The 16278-nt window shown below is 38.5% G+C and carries 14 protein-coding genes and 4 tRNA genes; 9 read left to right on the top strand and 9 right to left on the bottom strand.

Translation table 11 applies throughout. From position 1 onward, the window contains the following. Nucleotides 1-14: 14 nt before the first annotated feature. Nucleotides 15-155, top strand: coding sequence for a transposase (locus tag Xenpb_RS20545; RefSeq protein ID WP_255523164.1), 141 nt, complete (start codon nt 15-17; stop codon nt 153-155). Between the two features lie 112 nt (nt 156-267). Here the strand turns inward: Xenpb_RS20545 and Xenpb_RS17300 are convergent, their stop codons facing one another. After that, complete coding sequence (locus Xenpb_RS17300) at nt 268-1158, bottom strand: DUF1266 domain-containing protein (RefSeq protein WP_222943030.1); 891 nt, start codon at nt 1156-1158, stop codon at nt 268-270. Nucleotides 1159-1633: 475 nt separating this feature from the next. Between Xenpb_RS17300 and Xenpb_RS17295 the strand changes: the two genes are divergently transcribed. Next, nucleotides 1634-2692, top strand: a complete 1059-nt coding sequence (locus Xenpb_RS17295) for a rhodanese-related sulfurtransferase (protein WP_187655452.1) — start codon at nt 1634-1636, stop codon at nt 2690-2692. A gap of 151 nt (nt 2693-2843) precedes the next feature. Here the strand turns inward: Xenpb_RS17295 and Xenpb_RS17290 are convergent, their stop codons facing one another. From Xenpb_RS17290 to Xenpb_RS17255, 8 genes are all read right to left on the bottom strand, one after another. After that, the gene (locus tag Xenpb_RS17290; RefSeq protein ID WP_187655451.1) at nt 2844-3437 is read right to left on the bottom strand and encodes a LuxR C-terminal-related transcriptional regulator; all 594 of its coding nucleotides are present in this window, start codon (nt 3435-3437) and stop codon (nt 2844-2846) included. 228 nt (nt 3438-3665) lie between these two features. Continuing rightward, on the bottom strand, nt 3666-3920 hold the full coding sequence (bssS, locus tag Xenpb_RS17285) for a biofilm formation regulator BssS (RefSeq protein ID WP_099114504.1): 255 nt from the start codon (nt 3918-3920) through the stop codon (nt 3666-3668). A gap of 234 nt (nt 3921-4154) precedes the next feature. Then, the gene (gene pyrC / locus Xenpb_RS17280; RefSeq protein ID WP_187655450.1) at nt 4155-5207 is read right to left on the bottom strand and encodes a dihydroorotase; all 1053 of its coding nucleotides are present in this window, start codon (nt 5205-5207) and stop codon (nt 4155-4157) included. Nucleotides 5208-5439: 232 nt separating this feature from the next. Continuing rightward, a tRNA-Asn gene (locus tag Xenpb_RS17275) sits at nt 5440-5515 on the bottom strand. Nucleotides 5516-5767: 252 nt separating this feature from the next. Further along, nucleotides 5768-5843: transfer RNA gene (locus tag Xenpb_RS17270), tRNA-Asn, on the bottom strand. 395 nt (nt 5844-6238) lie between these two features. Further along, nucleotides 6239-6314 (bottom strand) — tRNA-Asn (locus Xenpb_RS17265). Between the two features lie 411 nt (nt 6315-6725). Beyond that, nucleotides 6726-6801 (bottom strand) — tRNA-Asn (locus tag Xenpb_RS17260). Between the two features lie 131 nt (nt 6802-6932). Further along, nucleotides 6933-7442 (bottom strand): YlaC family protein, encoded by a 510-nt coding sequence (locus tag Xenpb_RS17255; protein WP_187655449.1) that lies wholly within the window; start codon nt 7440-7442, stop codon nt 6933-6935. A 490-nt stretch (nt 7443-7932) separates the two neighbouring features. Here Xenpb_RS17255 and cspE point away from each other — a divergent pair, with 490 nt between their 5' ends. The 7 genes from cspE (at nt 7933) to motB (ending at nt 16275) form a co-directional block, all read left to right on the top strand. Next, on the top strand, nt 7933-8145 hold the full coding sequence (gene cspE, locus Xenpb_RS17250) for a transcription antiterminator/RNA stability regulator CspE (RefSeq protein ID WP_047965154.1): 213 nt from the start codon (nt 7933-7935) through the stop codon (nt 8143-8145). An 831-nt stretch (nt 8146-8976) separates the two neighbouring features. Beyond that, entirely contained in the window at nt 8977-9675 is a 699-nt protein-coding gene (locus Xenpb_RS17245) for an MgtC family protein (RefSeq protein WP_255523176.1), read from the top strand. Between the two features lie 607 nt (nt 9676-10282). After that, on the top strand, nt 10283-10732 hold the full coding sequence (locus tag Xenpb_RS17240; RefSeq protein WP_187655447.1) for a hypothetical protein: 450 nt from the start codon (nt 10283-10285) through the stop codon (nt 10730-10732). Nucleotides 10733-13302: 2570 nt separating this feature from the next. Then, the gene (gene flhD, locus Xenpb_RS17235; protein WP_010847229.1) at nt 13303-13653 is read left to right on the top strand and encodes a flagellar transcriptional regulator FlhD; all 351 of its coding nucleotides are present in this window, start codon (nt 13303-13305) and stop codon (nt 13651-13653) included. 2 nt (nt 13654-13655) lie between these two features. Beyond that, on the top strand, nt 13656-14237 hold the full coding sequence (gene flhC, locus Xenpb_RS17230) for a flagellar transcriptional regulator FlhC (protein WP_187655446.1): 582 nt from the start codon (nt 13656-13658) through the stop codon (nt 14235-14237). A 134-nt stretch (nt 14238-14371) separates the two neighbouring features. Continuing rightward, on the top strand, nt 14372-15253 hold the full coding sequence (gene motA / locus Xenpb_RS17225) for a flagellar motor stator protein MotA (RefSeq protein WP_187655445.1): 882 nt from the start codon (nt 14372-14374) through the stop codon (nt 15251-15253). A gap of 2 nt (nt 15254-15255) precedes the next feature. After that, nucleotides 15256-16275 carry a flagellar motor protein MotB gene (motB, locus tag Xenpb_RS17220; protein WP_187655444.1) on the top strand — a complete coding sequence of 340 codons (1020 nt, stop codon included), beginning with the start codon at nt 15256-15258 and terminating at the stop codon, nt 16273-16275. Nucleotides 16276-16278 lie beyond the last annotated feature (3 nt).

The raw sequence follows: 16278 nt of genomic DNA, 5'->3' as shown, positions 1-16278 counted from the left end.
ACAGCAGATGTCAACTGGAATGGCTTCCCGCTTATAGTCCGGATTTGAACCCGATAGAACACAAATGGGGCGGAGCAAAAGCGGTAAGGAGGCAAAAAAGATGTTCAGTTGATGAGTTGTTTACGGAACATATTGAATATGTCAGGTTATGTTGATTCTGCTATACTTTAGACTATTCCGTTGCGCCTGATATTAATTGGCCTGAACAGCCGAAATAAAAACAGAGGCACTGTGCCTCTGTTATTGGTTTTCTGTCTTTTTGATGATTTACGAACCCGCCATATTCAGGTGTTTTCTGATGATGTTATTCACTTCATCAACGTCCATTACCCTACCGCTCGCACTTTTCACGTTTAAGCCTGCCACGGCTTCGGCAAATGAAAACGTCTCAACGGGGGGAAGAGGGGCATCCCATCTAATTGTATTGATCGGGCTGCACATTTCTTTTAATAAAACGTTGATAATGGCTCGATAGGTCGGTTCCATCTGCTTCAATTCTTTATCATACCCCACAAAAAACCAGAGATTCATGACGTAGCTGTGCCATACATCACCCCATCCACTGAACGTCTCACGAAAAAACGGGGCTAACATGTTTGCCCACGCTTTGGCTTCGGCTTCGGTGATGTATTTCAGTCTGCACCCGGCTAAACAATTTCCGATGAAGGTATGATAGTCAGTTGGGAAATATTTCAGGCTTTGCGCCTCATTGATATTGTGATACATCACCTTATACTGCCAGATAAATGCCTTTTTCTCCTCCTGAGTGACGTTACGCCGTCTGATTTCCTTCAGCGCTTTTTTAAATTCCTTTTCAGGTAGGCCAATCACCTTCTCCCGTGTCTCATGGAATAAAACACGCCCTTCATCCTGCCCGGTGATTAAAAGAAACAGCTCATGGATTAAATCCTGTCTGTTTTTTACTCCATAGATTAGGTCGAATCCACTGTCGGGGTCATCCCTCGGTGAATAGTCCGTGCAACTATTCCCGCCAAGCAATGCCTGAGGCGCAATGACCATCATCCCCCAGTCTTCATGGGTTAAGGGGGGGATCTCACCCTTAACCCGTTTTTCATTCTCTTTCTGTAAGGCCCTCTCGGCATCTTTCGGGATTGTTTTTATGAAAGACATCCCGATAAAAACCACTAAAAGCCGCATAAAACCCTTATACAATAAATATACCGACAAAAGACCAATGGGTATCCACCCTAACCAATGCATAAAAATCTCCCTTTAATATGAGGTAAAAACGCATTGATAATAAATGGTTTTTAATGAATAGCAAAAATAAATAGGTTAACAATCAGCGCAGCACCACTTACGCCAAATCCAGCAAATCCCCTGCTGTCACCGTACTTAATCCCTCGCGAATACCGTATGGGTGTGAAATTAATCTGATAATTGGATAGTGATAAATGAGAAAGTCCCTCGAAAATCAAGAAGAGTTTCCACGGTAGATTGATGGATCCTAGTCACAGGAAAAAGTAATATTGTAGAAAATAAAAAACCCCTTGTATCATACTAGGGGTTTCTAGTTAAAAATTATCGATAATGGTCTAATGTGGACACTCTGTGGACACAGATAGACATAAATGTATAAATATCAATATATTACAAGGATATTTTGAACACCATGCCAGTGTTACATAACCGTATTTCTAATAAAGAGCTGAAAGAACGCATGTTGGCTGAAGCCGAGCCGCGCACGACCATCTCTTTTTATAAATATTTTACCATTTCCGAACCACAGTCTTTCCGCGATAGCCTGTATCAAGAATTTACTGAACTATCTGTCTTTGGGCGGGTTTATATCGCCAAAGAAGGTATCAATGCCCAAATTAGTGTACCTTCCAGTAACGTTGATGCTTTGAAAACATTATTGGATGAAACTGATCCTGCATTACGTAACCTGCGCCTTAATATTGCTCTGGAAGATGATGGTAAATCATTCTGGGTATTACGTATGAAAGTGCGTGAACGCATTGTTGCTGATGGTATTGAAGATGAAACTTTTGATCCAGCAAAAACAGGCGAATATCTCAAAGCGGCTGAAGTTAACCAAATGCTGGATGATCCTGATACCGTCTTTGTCGATATGCGTAACCACTACGAATATGAAGTAGGGCATTTCGAAAACGCAATTGAAATTCCTTCTGATACGTTTCGTGAACAACTGCCAATGGCAGTAGACATGCTGAAAGACAATAAAGATAAAAATATAGTTATGTACTGCACGGGTGGAATTCGCTGTGAAAAAGCGAGCGCTTATATGCTGCATAATGGTTTTAACAAAGTCTATCATGTAGAAGGTGGCATTATTGAATATGCCCGTAAAGCGAAAGAAAAAGGGCTGCCAGTTCGCTTTATTGGTAAGAACTTTGTCTTTGATGAGCGTATGGGCGAACGCATTTCTGAAGAAGTCATTGCGCACTGCCACCAGTGCGGAGTGACATGTGATAGCCATACCAACTGCAAGAATGATGGTTGCCACTTGTTGTTTATCCAGTGCCCATCTTGTGCAGAGCGTTTCGAAGGTTGTTGCAGCGATGCTTGTAGTGAAGAGATGAGACTACCAGAAAACGAACAGCGTGCTCGTCGGGCAGGGAGAGAGAATGGGGCTAAAATTTTTAATAAGTCCCGCTATCGTTTAAATGATGGTTTGAATATTACATCTTTGCAATCCATTAAGTGATGTATACCCGCCGTCTTTCAAGTTGCAACTTTGTTGGTTGCAATTTGAAGCCGGTGGGCATAAATATTCTTTACCTAGTTAGCTCACAGCACTGATGAATTAGCATAAATAATTAAATATCATTTAGGCTAAAGAAGTTTATTTAAATGACTTAACAAAAATATTTAAATATATTGTAAATAAAAAGTAACTCTATTTTATTAGAAACGCCCGTTTTTTCTATAATATGCCTTTTGTGAGAATAGACTGTACTATTGCTGACTTTTAGTATTTGAGCGATTTTATGAGTGTTGGTTTCTAGCATCCAATAATCGATGACACGGTTTTCCTGATGGCTAAAAATAGAACTATGGATATTGAAATGAGAGAAATAATGTTGAATATCAAATGATGTCATTTCGTTTAGGCGATTAAGTAACATCATCAGATTTTTTTTCGATAGAATAAAATCGTTATTTGTCAATTGGATAGGTGTTTTTTCAAAAGGATAGGGTTTGTCAATATAAGTATAAATACGTGCTTCATTAACTAATGAAATAAATAAATTCAGTTGTTCGCAATAATCACTATAGTGACCATAGTTTGTTAAATTCGCCAGAATAACATCCGGGGAAAAGACTGGCAGGATATTGATAGCATTTTGAATTGATGTCGCTTCTTTAAGAAAAATATCCGTATTTTCTTTCAAAAACTCAATAATTCCTAAGCGTGTATAATGGCATTCCTCAATGACTAGTAATTTCATTACTTGAACATCCTTGTTCTACTATGGTTATTTAAAAAATAGATTATTTAGAAAGTTAGCTTAACAATTAAGATATTGCTGGATGAAGAAGGTCGTATAATACAGGATTATAAAGAATAGTGAACCAGGTGGATTATTTTATTGGTTAATATTTGTTCGGTTGTCTATCTTGGACACTCAGTACATTGAGTGCCCAAATGGGTTGAAGGAAAGTGTTTAAATTCATTGTTAATGTTTAATGTGATCGAGTTGACTGTATTCTGATGCTTCTATTTTTTCAATTCCGGCTTGTAAAATGAGGATAAGTTGTTTGGCCACTCCTGTTGTTAACCACAATGTTTTGTCAACGCTAACATTCTCTGGATTTTGATCTTGAGAGGATGCGTAATGGAGACGTATCATCATGGCGTCATAGGCATCAACGGTGCTGATATCCCAGCCTACAACAGGATGAGTTTGGATTATTTCATTTTTATTGTCCATGTAACCTCCTAATCAGACTACAGCATCATTATTGATATAATTGACTAAGAGCAAAAACACCCATCTAGGATGAGCAAGTAGCAGTATAAACCTTTTTGCCAATCTAAGAAGTGAAAAGAACGGAATTTTTTCATCATTACTGATGGAAATAATTATAAGCTGTTCGATTTTTTTATAAAACAGATAATTGTGCGGAAATCATCCTTTATTTCCGCACGGCCCGCAGTAAAAAAATTACTCACATAAGTTAACATCCCATCCGGCATCTTCCCCGGCAAGGAATGGAATCAACTTTTCATTACCACACTCAACATACTCAACAACGGGTGTCGGCTTACGCGTAAGTTCGATAAAACCGTCATTAACTGGCAGATCATAAAATGCTGGGCCATTCAGGGAACAGAAAGATTCAAAATGTTCCATGGCTCCGATTTCTTCAAAAACAGTGGCATAGGCAGCCAAAGCGGTAGGGGCATTGAAAACCCCGGCGCAACCACAAGACGATTCTTTGCGGTGTAGTACATGGGGGGCTGAATCTGTACCCAAGAAAAAGCGATTACAGCCACTGGCAACTGCTGCCCTCAATGCTTCTTGATGAATGTTGCGTTTTAGCACTGGTAAGCAGTAAAGATGAGGGCGAATGCCACCAACTAGCATATGGTTGCGGTTGAACATCAAATGCTGTGGTGTCAGAGTAGCACCTAATTTATCGTTACCTTCAAGAACGTATTCTGCGGCTTCTTTAGTTGTAATATGCTCAAAAACAACTTTGAGTCCAGGGAACTGCCTGCGTAATGGTTCCATCACTTGTTCGATAAATCGTGCTTCACGATCAAAAATATCGATATGGGAAGCGGTGACTTCACCATGAATCAGCAGGGGCATGCCTATTTTTTCCATAGTTTCCAATAATGGGTAGATCTTTTTGACATCGGAAACACCGTGACTGGAATTTGTTGTTGCATTGGCGGGATAAAGTTTACAGGCGGTGAAAATGCCTTCTTTATAGCCCGTTTCAATTTGCATGCGGTCTGTTGAATCAGTCAGATAACAGGTTATAAGAGGCTGGAAATCGTGATCTGACGGAATAGCTGCGATTATCCGTTCCTTATAGGCTTTGGCGCTGGCAACATCTGTTACTGGGGGGACGAGGTTGGGCATGACGATAGCTCGGCCAAAGAAACGGCTGGTATGGGGAACGATAGTTTTTAGCATATCACCATCGCGGAAATGGACATGCCAGTCGTCAGGGCGGCGGATTTTAATTGTATATGATTCAGTGGTCATGGAACCGGCTCCAGAATAAAGGTGAAAAAATGATGGATGCTGATTCAGCACTCCTTAAAGCCGGAGGAGAATGATAAAACGAAAATAGCTAAATAGCTATTATTGAATGATAAAATCCTGTGAATTTTGGAAGATTAGAATTTTAAATTTATGTTTGCTAGGGTATTCAGAGGAAATATATCGTATCAAAAAAGGAAAAAATAGAAGTAACAACACGAGGGTGAATTGAATTTGGCTCCTCCAGCTGGACTCGAACCAGCGACATACGGATTAACAGTCCGCCGTTCTACCGACTGAACTATGGAGGAACTCCTTCAAGACGGGGTGCATATTAACGGTACTTTTTACGTTTGTCAAAGCAGAAAATAACAATAACTGTTTGTTTGCTGGTAATGTGTACTGCGTGTGTCTTTTTCGGGCTTTTCTGCCTGTTTTAGAAGAAATCCTGCCGTGAGAACTTATCAGTAAGGCCAGAAAGTAAGAAGTAAGAAGGAGAAAAAACAGAAGAGTGCAAAGCAAAAAGCCTGATTAGCAAAACTAATCAGGCTCTTCAGAATTTTTGGCTCCTCCAGCTGGACTCGAACCAGCGACATACGGATTAACAGTCCGCCGTTCTACCGACTGAACTATGGAGGAACTCCTTAAGACGGGGTGCATATTAACGGTACTTTTTAGGTTTGTCAAAGCAGAAAATAACAATAACTGTTTGTTTGCCGGTAATGTGTACTTACTGGTTTCTTTTTGATCTTCGTTGTATTTTGTGAGTGATCAATCGCGTTAATGTGAGCATATTTCAGGAAATATATAGTAAATCTGGCAAAACAGCCGGTTAACAAAGTAAAGCCGTAAGATAAAAGGTAAGTCAGATAGACATTGCAATAAAGAGGGAAAAATAGCTAACGGGGAAGCAAAGGATTGATAAACGAACAATCAGTCGAGAAACAAATAATTAGCGGGAAGCAAGCAAATAGCTGGTAGTAAATAGATAGTAAAAAGCCCGGTTAGCAGAACTAATCGGGCTTTTCAGAATTTGGCTCCTCCAGCTGGACTTGAACCAGCGACATACGGATTAACAGTCCGCCGTTCTACCGACTGAACTATGGAGGAATTGGGTTGTTCCTGAGAACGGAGCGAATAATACATGGAATACTTTGAGGTTGTAAAGTGAAAAAAATAAAAATAAGTTTAAGTGGTTAATGTGTGATCTTAATGGTGTTTTTTTGTTATTTTTTGATGAAAATACAGCTCGTTTGGCAGGCTTTTATTGATTTTACAGTCAGTAATTATAGGTTGTTTATTAAAGGGAAGTTGTATTATTTTTGTAATTATTGCGTTTATGTTTAATTTTTCATGTTCATCAAGCAAATGAGTATGAAATCTGGTATTTCAAAATAATACTTAGCATACTCAATGCAAAAACGGCCTCCCGTTTGGGAGGCCGTTGTAAACGGTTTAAACTAGATTATTCAGTTTAAGCTCAACACCTCGCAACGTTAACAGAGCGGAGTGTTTTGAATTTGGCTCCTCCAGCTGGACTCGAACCAGCGACATACGGATTAACAGTCCGCCGTTCTACCGACTGAACTATGGAGGAATTGCTTCGTTCCTGAGAACGGGGCGAATATTAGCGATGAACTGGAATAGTGTCAACGCAAAAATTCTTTTTTCTTACCGTTTGCTCATCATGTGAGCGTATTGTGTCATGAAACTGCTATTTTGTTGAATTTATGCACTTTTGTTAGCCATGTTAAGAGGTTGAGCATAAGGTGATTGCTCTGAACAGGCGAGCATAAATACATCATAAAAACAAATGCCGTGCTTTTTCTTCATAATGCGTTTGATGTCATCTTTGATTTCATTAGGTATTCGAGGATGATTGAGTATTCTATTAATGGCATTTTTGGAGACTTGTTCGTTGACGAACCACTCTCCGTTATAACAGACACGTAAATCGAGTACGTCAATATCTTCGAAATGATAAACTGGCTTAATATCAAATAGCAGAACAGCAGCCATAGCAATAAAAGCCACAGTAAATGCAAAAATAGACCAAGCCCCAAAATAGGGCGCATACCACATGAGCGTAGCAAGAAAAGCATAAGCGACAACCATCGCCAGACATAGATAGGGATGATGGTGAATAAAAATGCTGTTGAAGTGCACTTTACCGTCACGGTGCTCTTTAAGATTGATCCGCTCAAGATCTTGAATCAATATCTGTTTGATGATGTTCATAATGCTAACCCACTTATTTGTAGAAAAGTGTTGTAAAAAGCGCGATCGGATTGAAAATTTTACTATTTTCAAGGTTAGCATGTCTGCAACCCACATCTGTATAGCAATTGATTTAATTTATTTGGAAAATTGTTATTGTTGGCGAGCAATAATCAGTATTTCTGCTGAGACAAAAGTTGAATTAATCAAATAAAATTATAAATACACCTTTTTATTATGTTATTCTGTTCTAATATTGAGCGTATGTGGTTTTTTTAAATCGATAATACATAAAAAGGTTGCTATTCGTGTGCGGTCATGCGTTAATGCGCTTGGCCTGATTAACAGACCTACTTTATGTACGACATCTTGAGTTAATGAGTTATGTGTAAGTGCTATCTTCGGTAGCCTTTGTTGACCGTTTCCTTCTTAGTGCCTCCATAAGTAATAGCTGATACTGGCCAACACATGCCCGAGGTGGCGAGTTTTTTTTGATATATAGGAAAGTCAAATGTCTGACAAAATGAAAGGTCAAGTGAAGTGGTTCAACGAGTCTAAAGGCTTTGGTTTCATCACTCCAGCTGATGGTAGCAAAGACGTATTCGTACACTTCTCTGCCATTCAAGGTAACGGCTTCAAAACTCTGGCAGAAGGCCAGAATGTAGAATTCACCATTGAAAATGGTGCCAAAGGCCCAGCAGCAGCAAACGTCTCTGCTATCTAATTTTCGCCTTTAAGCCTTACTTAAGCTCGCCAGGCCAGAACGCCATGGCGGGCTTTTTGTTTTCTGTTTTATAAATCTATTTTCGTAAGTTTCTAGGCTATAAATTTCTGGACTGATTTATTTATATGGTAAAAATAACGGAATGAAAATAATATGTTATTTATCATCGGATAAAATCAGTTACAATTAAATGACAAAGTATTTATAGCACTGCTGCTTTTTAATGAGGCAGGAAACACATAGGTTTTTTGTAAATAGTTTTTGTAAAACAACCTCTCGAACTGAGTCTTTACTTATTAATTAAGTCTGTTTATACTCACCCGCAAATTCTCTTGGAGAGCGATCAATTGGACAGTCGAAGTTTTAGATTAAATAGAAAATAATCCGGTAAGCTGTTCATTTCTCATCGATTTGCTGCTTACCAGTAATGGTGGGCGGTACTACTTTAACTTCATGAGCTGTACCCACCCGAATAAAGATCATTTGATACTGTGGATCTACTGAGTTGGATTCTTAACAAAGTATTAGCTGAAGGTATATCGGGGTATACATGATGTGGTCATATATTCATTCCTTATTCCCTCCGGGAACATACAAATAATCAACTCGAATTTATTTCATGTACGATGAAGAATTATCTCTTCAGGCTCTCTATTGTGTTCGTTGAATAGCAGATGGTTTTAAGGTTAACCGAACCAGAACAGGCTGTAATGTACATGATTCTCTATACCCAATAGATTTTAAGTGACTTATGGTCAATTTAAAAATTGAACAATTAATAACTTGAACACTTAAAGGGTTATTTATCCATTTGATGTTATGGAGAATACTATGTTGTTAACATCTATTGCCTTTCATTTACTATCCGCACTGTGCCTTGGCGCTCTGATTGGGGCTGAACGTCAGTGGCGCCAACGTATGGCCGGGTTGAGAACTAATGCTTTGGTATCAACTGGCGCAGCGGTTTTTATTATTTGTTCAATGACGGCTTCTGCGGATAGCCCTGGGCGTATTGCTGCACAAATTGTATCTGGAATTGGTTTTCTTGGTGCCGGTGTCATTATGCGTCAAGGAATGAATATTCGTGGCTTAAATACAGCAGCAACATTATGGTGTTCGGCAGGGATCGGCGTGTTGTGTGGGCTGGGTCAATATTGGTCAGCCAGCATAGCAACAGCCATTATTCTTTGTGCGAACATTTTATTGAGAGAAGCAGCACAGCGAATTAATACGCAGCCTCCTCAGCAAGCCTTGGATTTAGAACAACGTTATAAAATCCATATTATTTGCGCTATAGATGATGAAATTTTGGTAAGGACTTTGATCTTGCAGGCTCTGAATGGGTTAGGTGTTAGATTACAGTCGTTGAGCAGTGCAGATGCTATTCAGCCCGGCCGACTTGAAGTTTGTGCGGAAATATTAGCTACGCCAGCAGAGCAAAAAGAAATTGAGGCAATTGTTTGTCGGGTTAGCCTGGAAAAAAGCGTCACCTCAGTAAATTGGAAAATTGCTGCTGAGTTGCCAGCTTAGAATTATTTTTTATTTCTAATTTCCTAGCATTATATGGATAAAACGCGAACGGGGGAGATGCTCTCCGTTCCCCGTGACGTTTCCTGTGGTGTAATTTTGTTTCTCGTATAGATAACGCAGAAAAGCCTTATATGAAAATTACCCTTTACAAAAAAGCATGACAGTTATCGTACTGATTATTTATTGTCATTATTGAATGGAGAAGAAATCGAACTAAATAAAGTTATTATTATTTTGTTTATAATCACATCAAGTAAGTTTCTTCGGATTTGGTTGGAATATCAAACCAATCAGGTGATTCTGAGGAAGTAATTCTAAAATACGATGTGATGGTTCATGTGAAGGCTAAAGCTGCTTGTTCTGAAAGTGTATCTGAAACAGAGTTACCTGCACATTTTTAATGGTTACAAATGTAACTGATGGCATAGCGATGATGTTCACCGTAGCAGCAGAAAAGCAACTATGACTATGGGGGCACTATTTACCGATAAAACGAAGATATTGATTCAAGACAAAATTATTCTCCAACATTTTTGAAATACAGAGGGCAGGGATACTTTATTAGGTTTGGCTAAACCACTTTTACCAAAGTGCTGGCAGAAACTTAATGGTTCAAGCGATGATCAGGTATGGAAACGGGAATTCAGGTATTGGTTTTCTCAGCAGCTACAGAAAAATTGATGAGTTACCGTTTGATTTTGCTAGTTTCAGGCTATCAATTTGTGTACAAAATTTGTTTAAAAACCATCAAATAGTCTGCTCAGATACCTCTGAGGAAATGCTATTAGTTTGCTCCTATATAGGGATAAAAGAGAAAATTATTCCTCTCACTGAAGAAAGTCGTAACAATGTAGTAGAACTGGTTAGTAGCCATAATGAGCAAGGTTTCAGGGTGTTAATCTTAGCGACACTGGAGTTAAGTGTTGATGAAGTGAAACTTCAGCCTTCTGTTGCTGATAAAAGAGAGGCGGAACTACAAGGTTTATTAACATTTTTATATTCACCAAGAGAGAGCATTGCAATGGCTATTGTGGTATTAAGAAGAAATATCATTTAGATTAAGGTGATTGCCGGAGATAATCCTGTCATTACGGCTAAAGTTTGTCATGATGTGGATTTAGATTCTGGAAATGTTCTTATTGTCCCTGATATTGAACTAATGAGTGATGAAAACCTTTCAAAAGAAGTGGAATTAAGATCAATTTTTTGTCAGTTAACCCTAACAAAAGTCATACATTTTAAAATCATTGTAAAATAATAATCATTTGATTGGTTTTCTTGGTGATGGAATAAATGATGCACTGGTATTGCGCTATGCTGATGTTGAAATTTTAGTTGATACGGGGCGCGTATCACAGGAGTGCCAGCAGAATCATTCTGTTTGAGAAAAATCTGACGGTATTAGAGGAGAGAGTAATAAAGGGAAGGAAAACGTTTGGTAATACCACCGAGTATTTAAATAGGTCAGCTAGAGCAAATTTCAGAAAGGTATTTTCTGTATTGATTGTCAGTGCATTTATTCCACTTTTATCAATGTTAGCCATTCATTTTCTTGTACAAAACCTAATGTACGATATTTCACAACTGTCTTTACCGTAGAGCAAAATCGATAAAGAGTTTCTGAAAAAAAACTATAAATCTGCTATAAAGGACATAGAACGTTTTATGTTCCGGGCGTCCCTGTTTGACAACACAACATACGCTGTGATGTGGTATGTGTTTGCAGCGAACAGTTAGAACATCAAGCCTTATTTCAATCATGGGTCAACCATGGATAGTTGTGGGAAAGAGATTGTCACAAGTATTGATTGTACACATGTTGTACGAACATTGTACGCATGAAAAATTCATTTTGTGCAAAGTACAGTTGCTTTACCTGTTTTATTAATGACACTAATAATGGTATTGGGTATTTATATTCAGTTTTTTTCTGTTGATACCCTAATGGGGTTATCACGGCTGCCATAGAAATATTTTCTATGGCTAATTGGGATACTAATAAGCTACTGTATCATTGTTCAAAAGATTAAATGATTTTACATTCATTGATTTGGTGGATGGTTGTGAATAATTCTCATTAATTACTATCTTATTCTGTATGAGCTAAGAAAAAAATCCATACTAAAAGTATGCCATTGAAACTATCATCATAACAAAATTTCTGTAGATATTTAGAATAGGTATTGATGTTATTCTTTGAATATGAACCTCTATCACAATAGAAATGAATTTAATGAAGTAATAGAGTTATATTTACCTGTTATTTTATTTATTTGAAACGCCAATTTAAATCATTCATTGTGATTTTTATTTAAAGTTAAGTAGGATAAATTTCTTTTTAATATTTGTTTTCATGTCTAGATTAATTTTTCCTATTCAAAATATTCATTCTTCTTTTAATTGGGTTTTATGCAATAATAAATCGTTGCCAAATTTGCATTTGGGAATGATTTTATACCTATATTTTTTGTTATTTAAGTAAATTAATTTTTAGTCAATAGGCTATTTTCCTATTGAATTTGACTATCAGATTGTATGCTGCGGAAACTCCTTTAAATCATTTGTTATTCTTATCATTTATGGGTTGATTAAAAAATATATTGATTATTTTTACTTATGTTTTGTGCGCATAAGCTAGCCAATGAGAGGAAATAATCATCAAAGAAAATTTCGTTAAATTTATGTCACAGAAAGGCTGTGCGCGTGCTTTTTTAGTTTAGATAAACTTATTAGTGATCGTAACTAAGAATGGCTTTAAGCGCTCTTGAGAGGCGTGTATTTCGCTGAATTAGCAAAGCATTGCTGGTTGTGTTTACTGAGGGGTTTGGATGCAGATGTTTTTTTATTTCAATATCATACTGTATTTTATCTTATTTTTGTGATCTGTGTGATATTTGACTTCAAAGTGGGTGAAGTATCTCTCTTTCTTCTGTGTGAAAATGATACGATCATAAACTAAAAATGATCAGACTGGTAGCTTTTTAATAACTAGTATTCACATATAATTAATAAATTTGGCATAACTATGATCTAAATCAAGTTATAGTGGAAGATGAGTACCTACCTACATTATCAAGAGGCAAATTTTATTAAGATATTGGTAATTTTACTAAAGGAAAGATTTTTTATCGTTATTTTGGATTTATAAGTTTAATAGATCGTACAAAACAAAAAACAGTCCCTAATATTTTTATTTAGATAATTTAACTTATTAATTGTAGACTATTTCTCGTTTTTTGTTGCTTGAATAGTTAATGAGCTAGAATCATAATAAAAACTGTTAATTTTGTGATCAGGATCACATAGTATTTAAAATGACATATATTCTCCGTTGTATAAGTTGATGATTCAGGAGTAAAGTTAATTAGTATTAAGAATATTCTTAATCAATTGTGGCAAGTGCATTACCCAGATGACGCAATAATACTTTCACAACCCATTACCGAAATATTTTAGAAATTGGGCGATCCCAAGAGTAATACAAAGGACAGTTACTGCTCTGGCTAAAGATGTATATTTCAGTTATGTCGGAGATTATTGAATCTCATGCTACTGGTAATTTTGTCGTGAGTGATTCTTTGATCACTTAATTTAATTTTTTCATGTAATCGGACGGGATATATAGAAATGAGTACGGTTGAATTGCTCAAACATATTTATGACATAAATTTATCGTATTTGCTTTTAGCACAACGGCTAATTAACCATGAGAAAGCATCTGCGATGTTCCGTTTAGGTATTAGTGAATCGATGGCTGATACGTTGGCCGAGCTGACATTGCCTCAGTTAGTAAAATTGGCTGAAACAAACCAACTGATTTGCCATTTTCGGTTTGAAGACCACGAAACCGTACAGCAGTTAACGAAGGAATCGCGGGTGGACGATCTGCAACAAATTCATACAGGTATCTTGCTGTCTACTCATCTTTTTCAGCAGTTATCCGCTCAGGATGACACTTCAATCAAGAAAAGAGCATAACGATGGTTGAAAAAAGTATTGTTCAGGAAGCGAAAGATATTCAGCTGGCAATGGAACTCATTACTTTAGGCGCGCGATTGCAGATGCTTGAAAGTGAAACGCAACTAAGCAGGGGCAGATTGATCCGGTTGTATAAAGAGTTGCGGGGAAGCCCTCCGCCTAAAGGGATGCTCCCCTTTTCGACGGATTGGTTTATGACTTGGGAACAGAATATTCATTCGTCAATGTTCTACAATGCTTACCGTTTTCTATTGAAAAGTGGACATTGTGAAGGTGTAGAGGTTGTTGTAAAAGCCTATAGGTTGTACCTTGAGCAATGCCCTCCAGGGAGTGAAAATGGACCTGTTTTGGCTTTGACCAGAGCTTGGACACTGGTTCGTTTTGTTGACAGTGGTATGTTGCAGCCAACAGAATGTCGCTGTTGTGGTGGGACTTTCATCACACATGCTCATCAACCGGTGAACAGCTTTGTTTGCAGTCTTTGCCAGCCACCTTCACGGGCAGTAAAAAAACGTAAACTTTCCTCTCAACCTGCCGATACTAATTCACAACTGCTGGATGGATTTGCTCAGCAAGCTATGTGAATTTAAATGAGAAAGTAAAATCTAGGTTACAGGTTTGAATGTGAAACCTGTAACCTGCTTCCACGCCCTTCTTCATTTATCAATTCACCCTGTTCAAATCCCATCTGCTCACCAACTTAGCTAAAGGATATCGCGTGTTAGTACTTTTAGGATATATCGTGGTTTTTGGTGCGGTAATTGGTGGCTATCTGCTTGTCGGTGGTCGCATGGGCGCACTTTATCAGCCAGCGGAATTTTTGATTATTGCAGGTGCGGGAATTGGCGCTTTTATCGTGGGCAATAATGGCAAGGCGATAAAGGCAACATTGCGTGTCTTACCAAAAATATTGCGCAGATCAAAATACAACAAAGCGATGTACATGGATCTTATGGCGTTGCAATTCCGCCTGTTATCCAAATCCCGCCAGCACGGGCTTCTTGCTTTGGAAAGGGATATTGAAAACCCACAACAAAGCGACATTTTTACACAGTATCCCCGTTTGTTGAAAGATCAGCATTTGATGAATTTCATTACTGATTACATGCGCTTGATCATCAGCGGCAACATGAATTCTCATGAAATCGAAGCCTTGATGGATGAAGAGATCGAAACTTACGAACAAGAGAGTGAAATTCCTGCTACCAGTTTGGCAATGGTTGGAGATTCATTGCCTGCATTCGGGATTGTTGCTGCTGTAATGGGTGTAGTTAATGCCTTAGGATCTGCGGATCGCCCGGCAGGAGAACTCGGCGCTTTGATCGCACATGCGATGGTAGGAACGTTCCTTGGCATCTTATTGGCTTATGGTTTTATTTCTCCTTTGGCGACATTACTTCGTCAACGCAGTAGTGAACAGATCAAAATGATGCAATGTATCAAGGTAACACTACTTTCCAGTTTGAATGGTTATGCACCACAAATTGCGGTTGAATTCGGTCGCAAAACTTTATTCCTCACAGATCGTCCTTCATTCACAGAACTTGAAGAACATGTTCGTCGGGTTAAAGCTCCTGTACAACAAGAAGTTGAAGAATAATTATGAGAGCGAATAATGTTTCTGTCGTCAGAATAAAAAAACGCAAAAAACATGGTTCGGGCCATGGTCATGCCGGCGGATCATGGAAGATTGCATATGCGGATTTCATGACTGCAATGATGGCATTCTTTTTGGTTATGTGGCTGATATCGATCGCCAGTCCGCAGGAGTTGACCAGCATTGCCGAATATTTCCGCACTCCCTTACAGGTAGCGATCAACAAGGGGCAACAAAGCAGTGATAGCACCAATCCAATTCCGGGGGGAGGGGATGATGTTTTCCAGCAGGATGGGGAAGTTTTCCGCCAAACCAAGTCGGTTGAAGCCAATGAGGAAACTCATCGCCTGAATCGGTTACGCCAGCAACTTGATCAACTGATTATCACCGATCCTCGCCTTAAAGAACTGCGTCCTCATTTATTGATCGACATGATGGATGAGGGGTTGCGCATTCAAATTATCGATCAGGCAAACCGCCCAATGTTTATGATTGGCAGCGCAAAAGTTGAGACTTATATGAGTGACATTTTGCGGGCAATTGCGCCGATATTGAATGATATTCCAAACAAAATCAGCCTTTCTGGTCATACCGATAATTTACAGTACGCCAATGGTCAGCGAGGTTACAGTAACTGGGAACTTTCCTCTGATCGTGCCAATGCGTCAAGGCGAGAATTGCTGATTGGTGGTTTGGATGAAGCCAAAGTCCTGCGAGTGGTAGGCATGGCGTCTACTGTGAGTATGCAGAAAGGCATCGATCCGAATGCACCAGTTAACCGTCGTATCAGTATTATTGTATTGAATAAAGATGCAGAAAAAAGGATTGAGCAGGAAAATAGTGGCGGCAACGCCATGACAGCCAATAATAGTATGGATATGCAAGAAGTCATCAGAATGGATTCGAATGAGGGAGCACCTGCTCAGCAACCCACCGAACAATCCCATGTGATCATAAAACATGAAATCACAATATCGGATCAGCCAGCGGCTGAACCGCCGAGTGATACTAAGATGACAGAGTAAGTA

Source organism: Xenorhabdus sp. PB62.4, assembly GCF_014467285.1.
In the GTDB taxonomy this organism is placed as follows: domain Bacteria; phylum Pseudomonadota; class Gammaproteobacteria; order Enterobacterales; family Enterobacteriaceae; genus Xenorhabdus.
The sequence above is the reverse complement of the archived record's forward strand: the minus strand, read 5'-3'. Positions and strand labels throughout refer to the sequence as shown.

Bases quoted from the DNA above. Each gene is read 5' to 3' on its own strand.
- Xenpb_RS17300 (WP_222943030.1), bottom strand. From the start codon at position 1,158: ATGCGGCTTTTAGTGGTTTTTATCGGGATGTCTTTCATAAAAACAATC.
- Xenpb_RS17295 (WP_187655452.1), top strand. From the start codon at position 1,634: ATGCCAGTGTTACATAACCGTATTTCTAATAAAGAGCTGAAAGAACGC.
- Xenpb_RS17290 (WP_187655451.1), bottom strand. From the start codon at position 3,437: ATGAAATTACTAGTCATTGAGGAATGCCATTATACACGCTTAGGAATT.
- bssS (WP_099114504.1), bottom strand. From the start codon at position 3,920: ATGGACAATAAAAATGAAATAATCCAAACTCATCCTGTTGTAGGCTGG.
- pyrC (WP_187655450.1), bottom strand. From the start codon at position 5,207: ATGACCACTGAATCATATACAATTAAAATCCGCCGCCCTGACGACTGG.
- Xenpb_RS17255 (WP_187655449.1), bottom strand. From the start codon at position 7,442: ATGAACATCATCAAACAGATATTGATTCAAGATCTTGAGCGGATCAAT.
- cspE (WP_047965154.1), top strand. From the start codon at position 7,933: ATGTCTGACAAAATGAAAGGTCAAGTGAAGTGGTTCAACGAGTCTAAA.
- Xenpb_RS17245 (WP_255523176.1), top strand. From the start codon at position 8,977: ATGTTGTTAACATCTATTGCCTTTCATTTACTATCCGCACTGTGCCTT.
- Xenpb_RS17240 (WP_187655447.1), top strand. From the start codon at position 10,283: ATGGTTCAAGCGATGATCAGGTATGGAAACGGGAATTCAGGTATTGGT.
- flhD (WP_010847229.1), top strand. From the start codon at position 13,303: ATGAGTACGGTTGAATTGCTCAAACATATTTATGACATAAATTTATCG.
- flhC (WP_187655446.1), top strand. From the start codon at position 13,656: ATGGTTGAAAAAAGTATTGTTCAGGAAGCGAAAGATATTCAGCTGGCA.
- motB (WP_187655444.1), top strand. From the start codon at position 15,256: ATGAGAGCGAATAATGTTTCTGTCGTCAGAATAAAAAAACGCAAAAAA.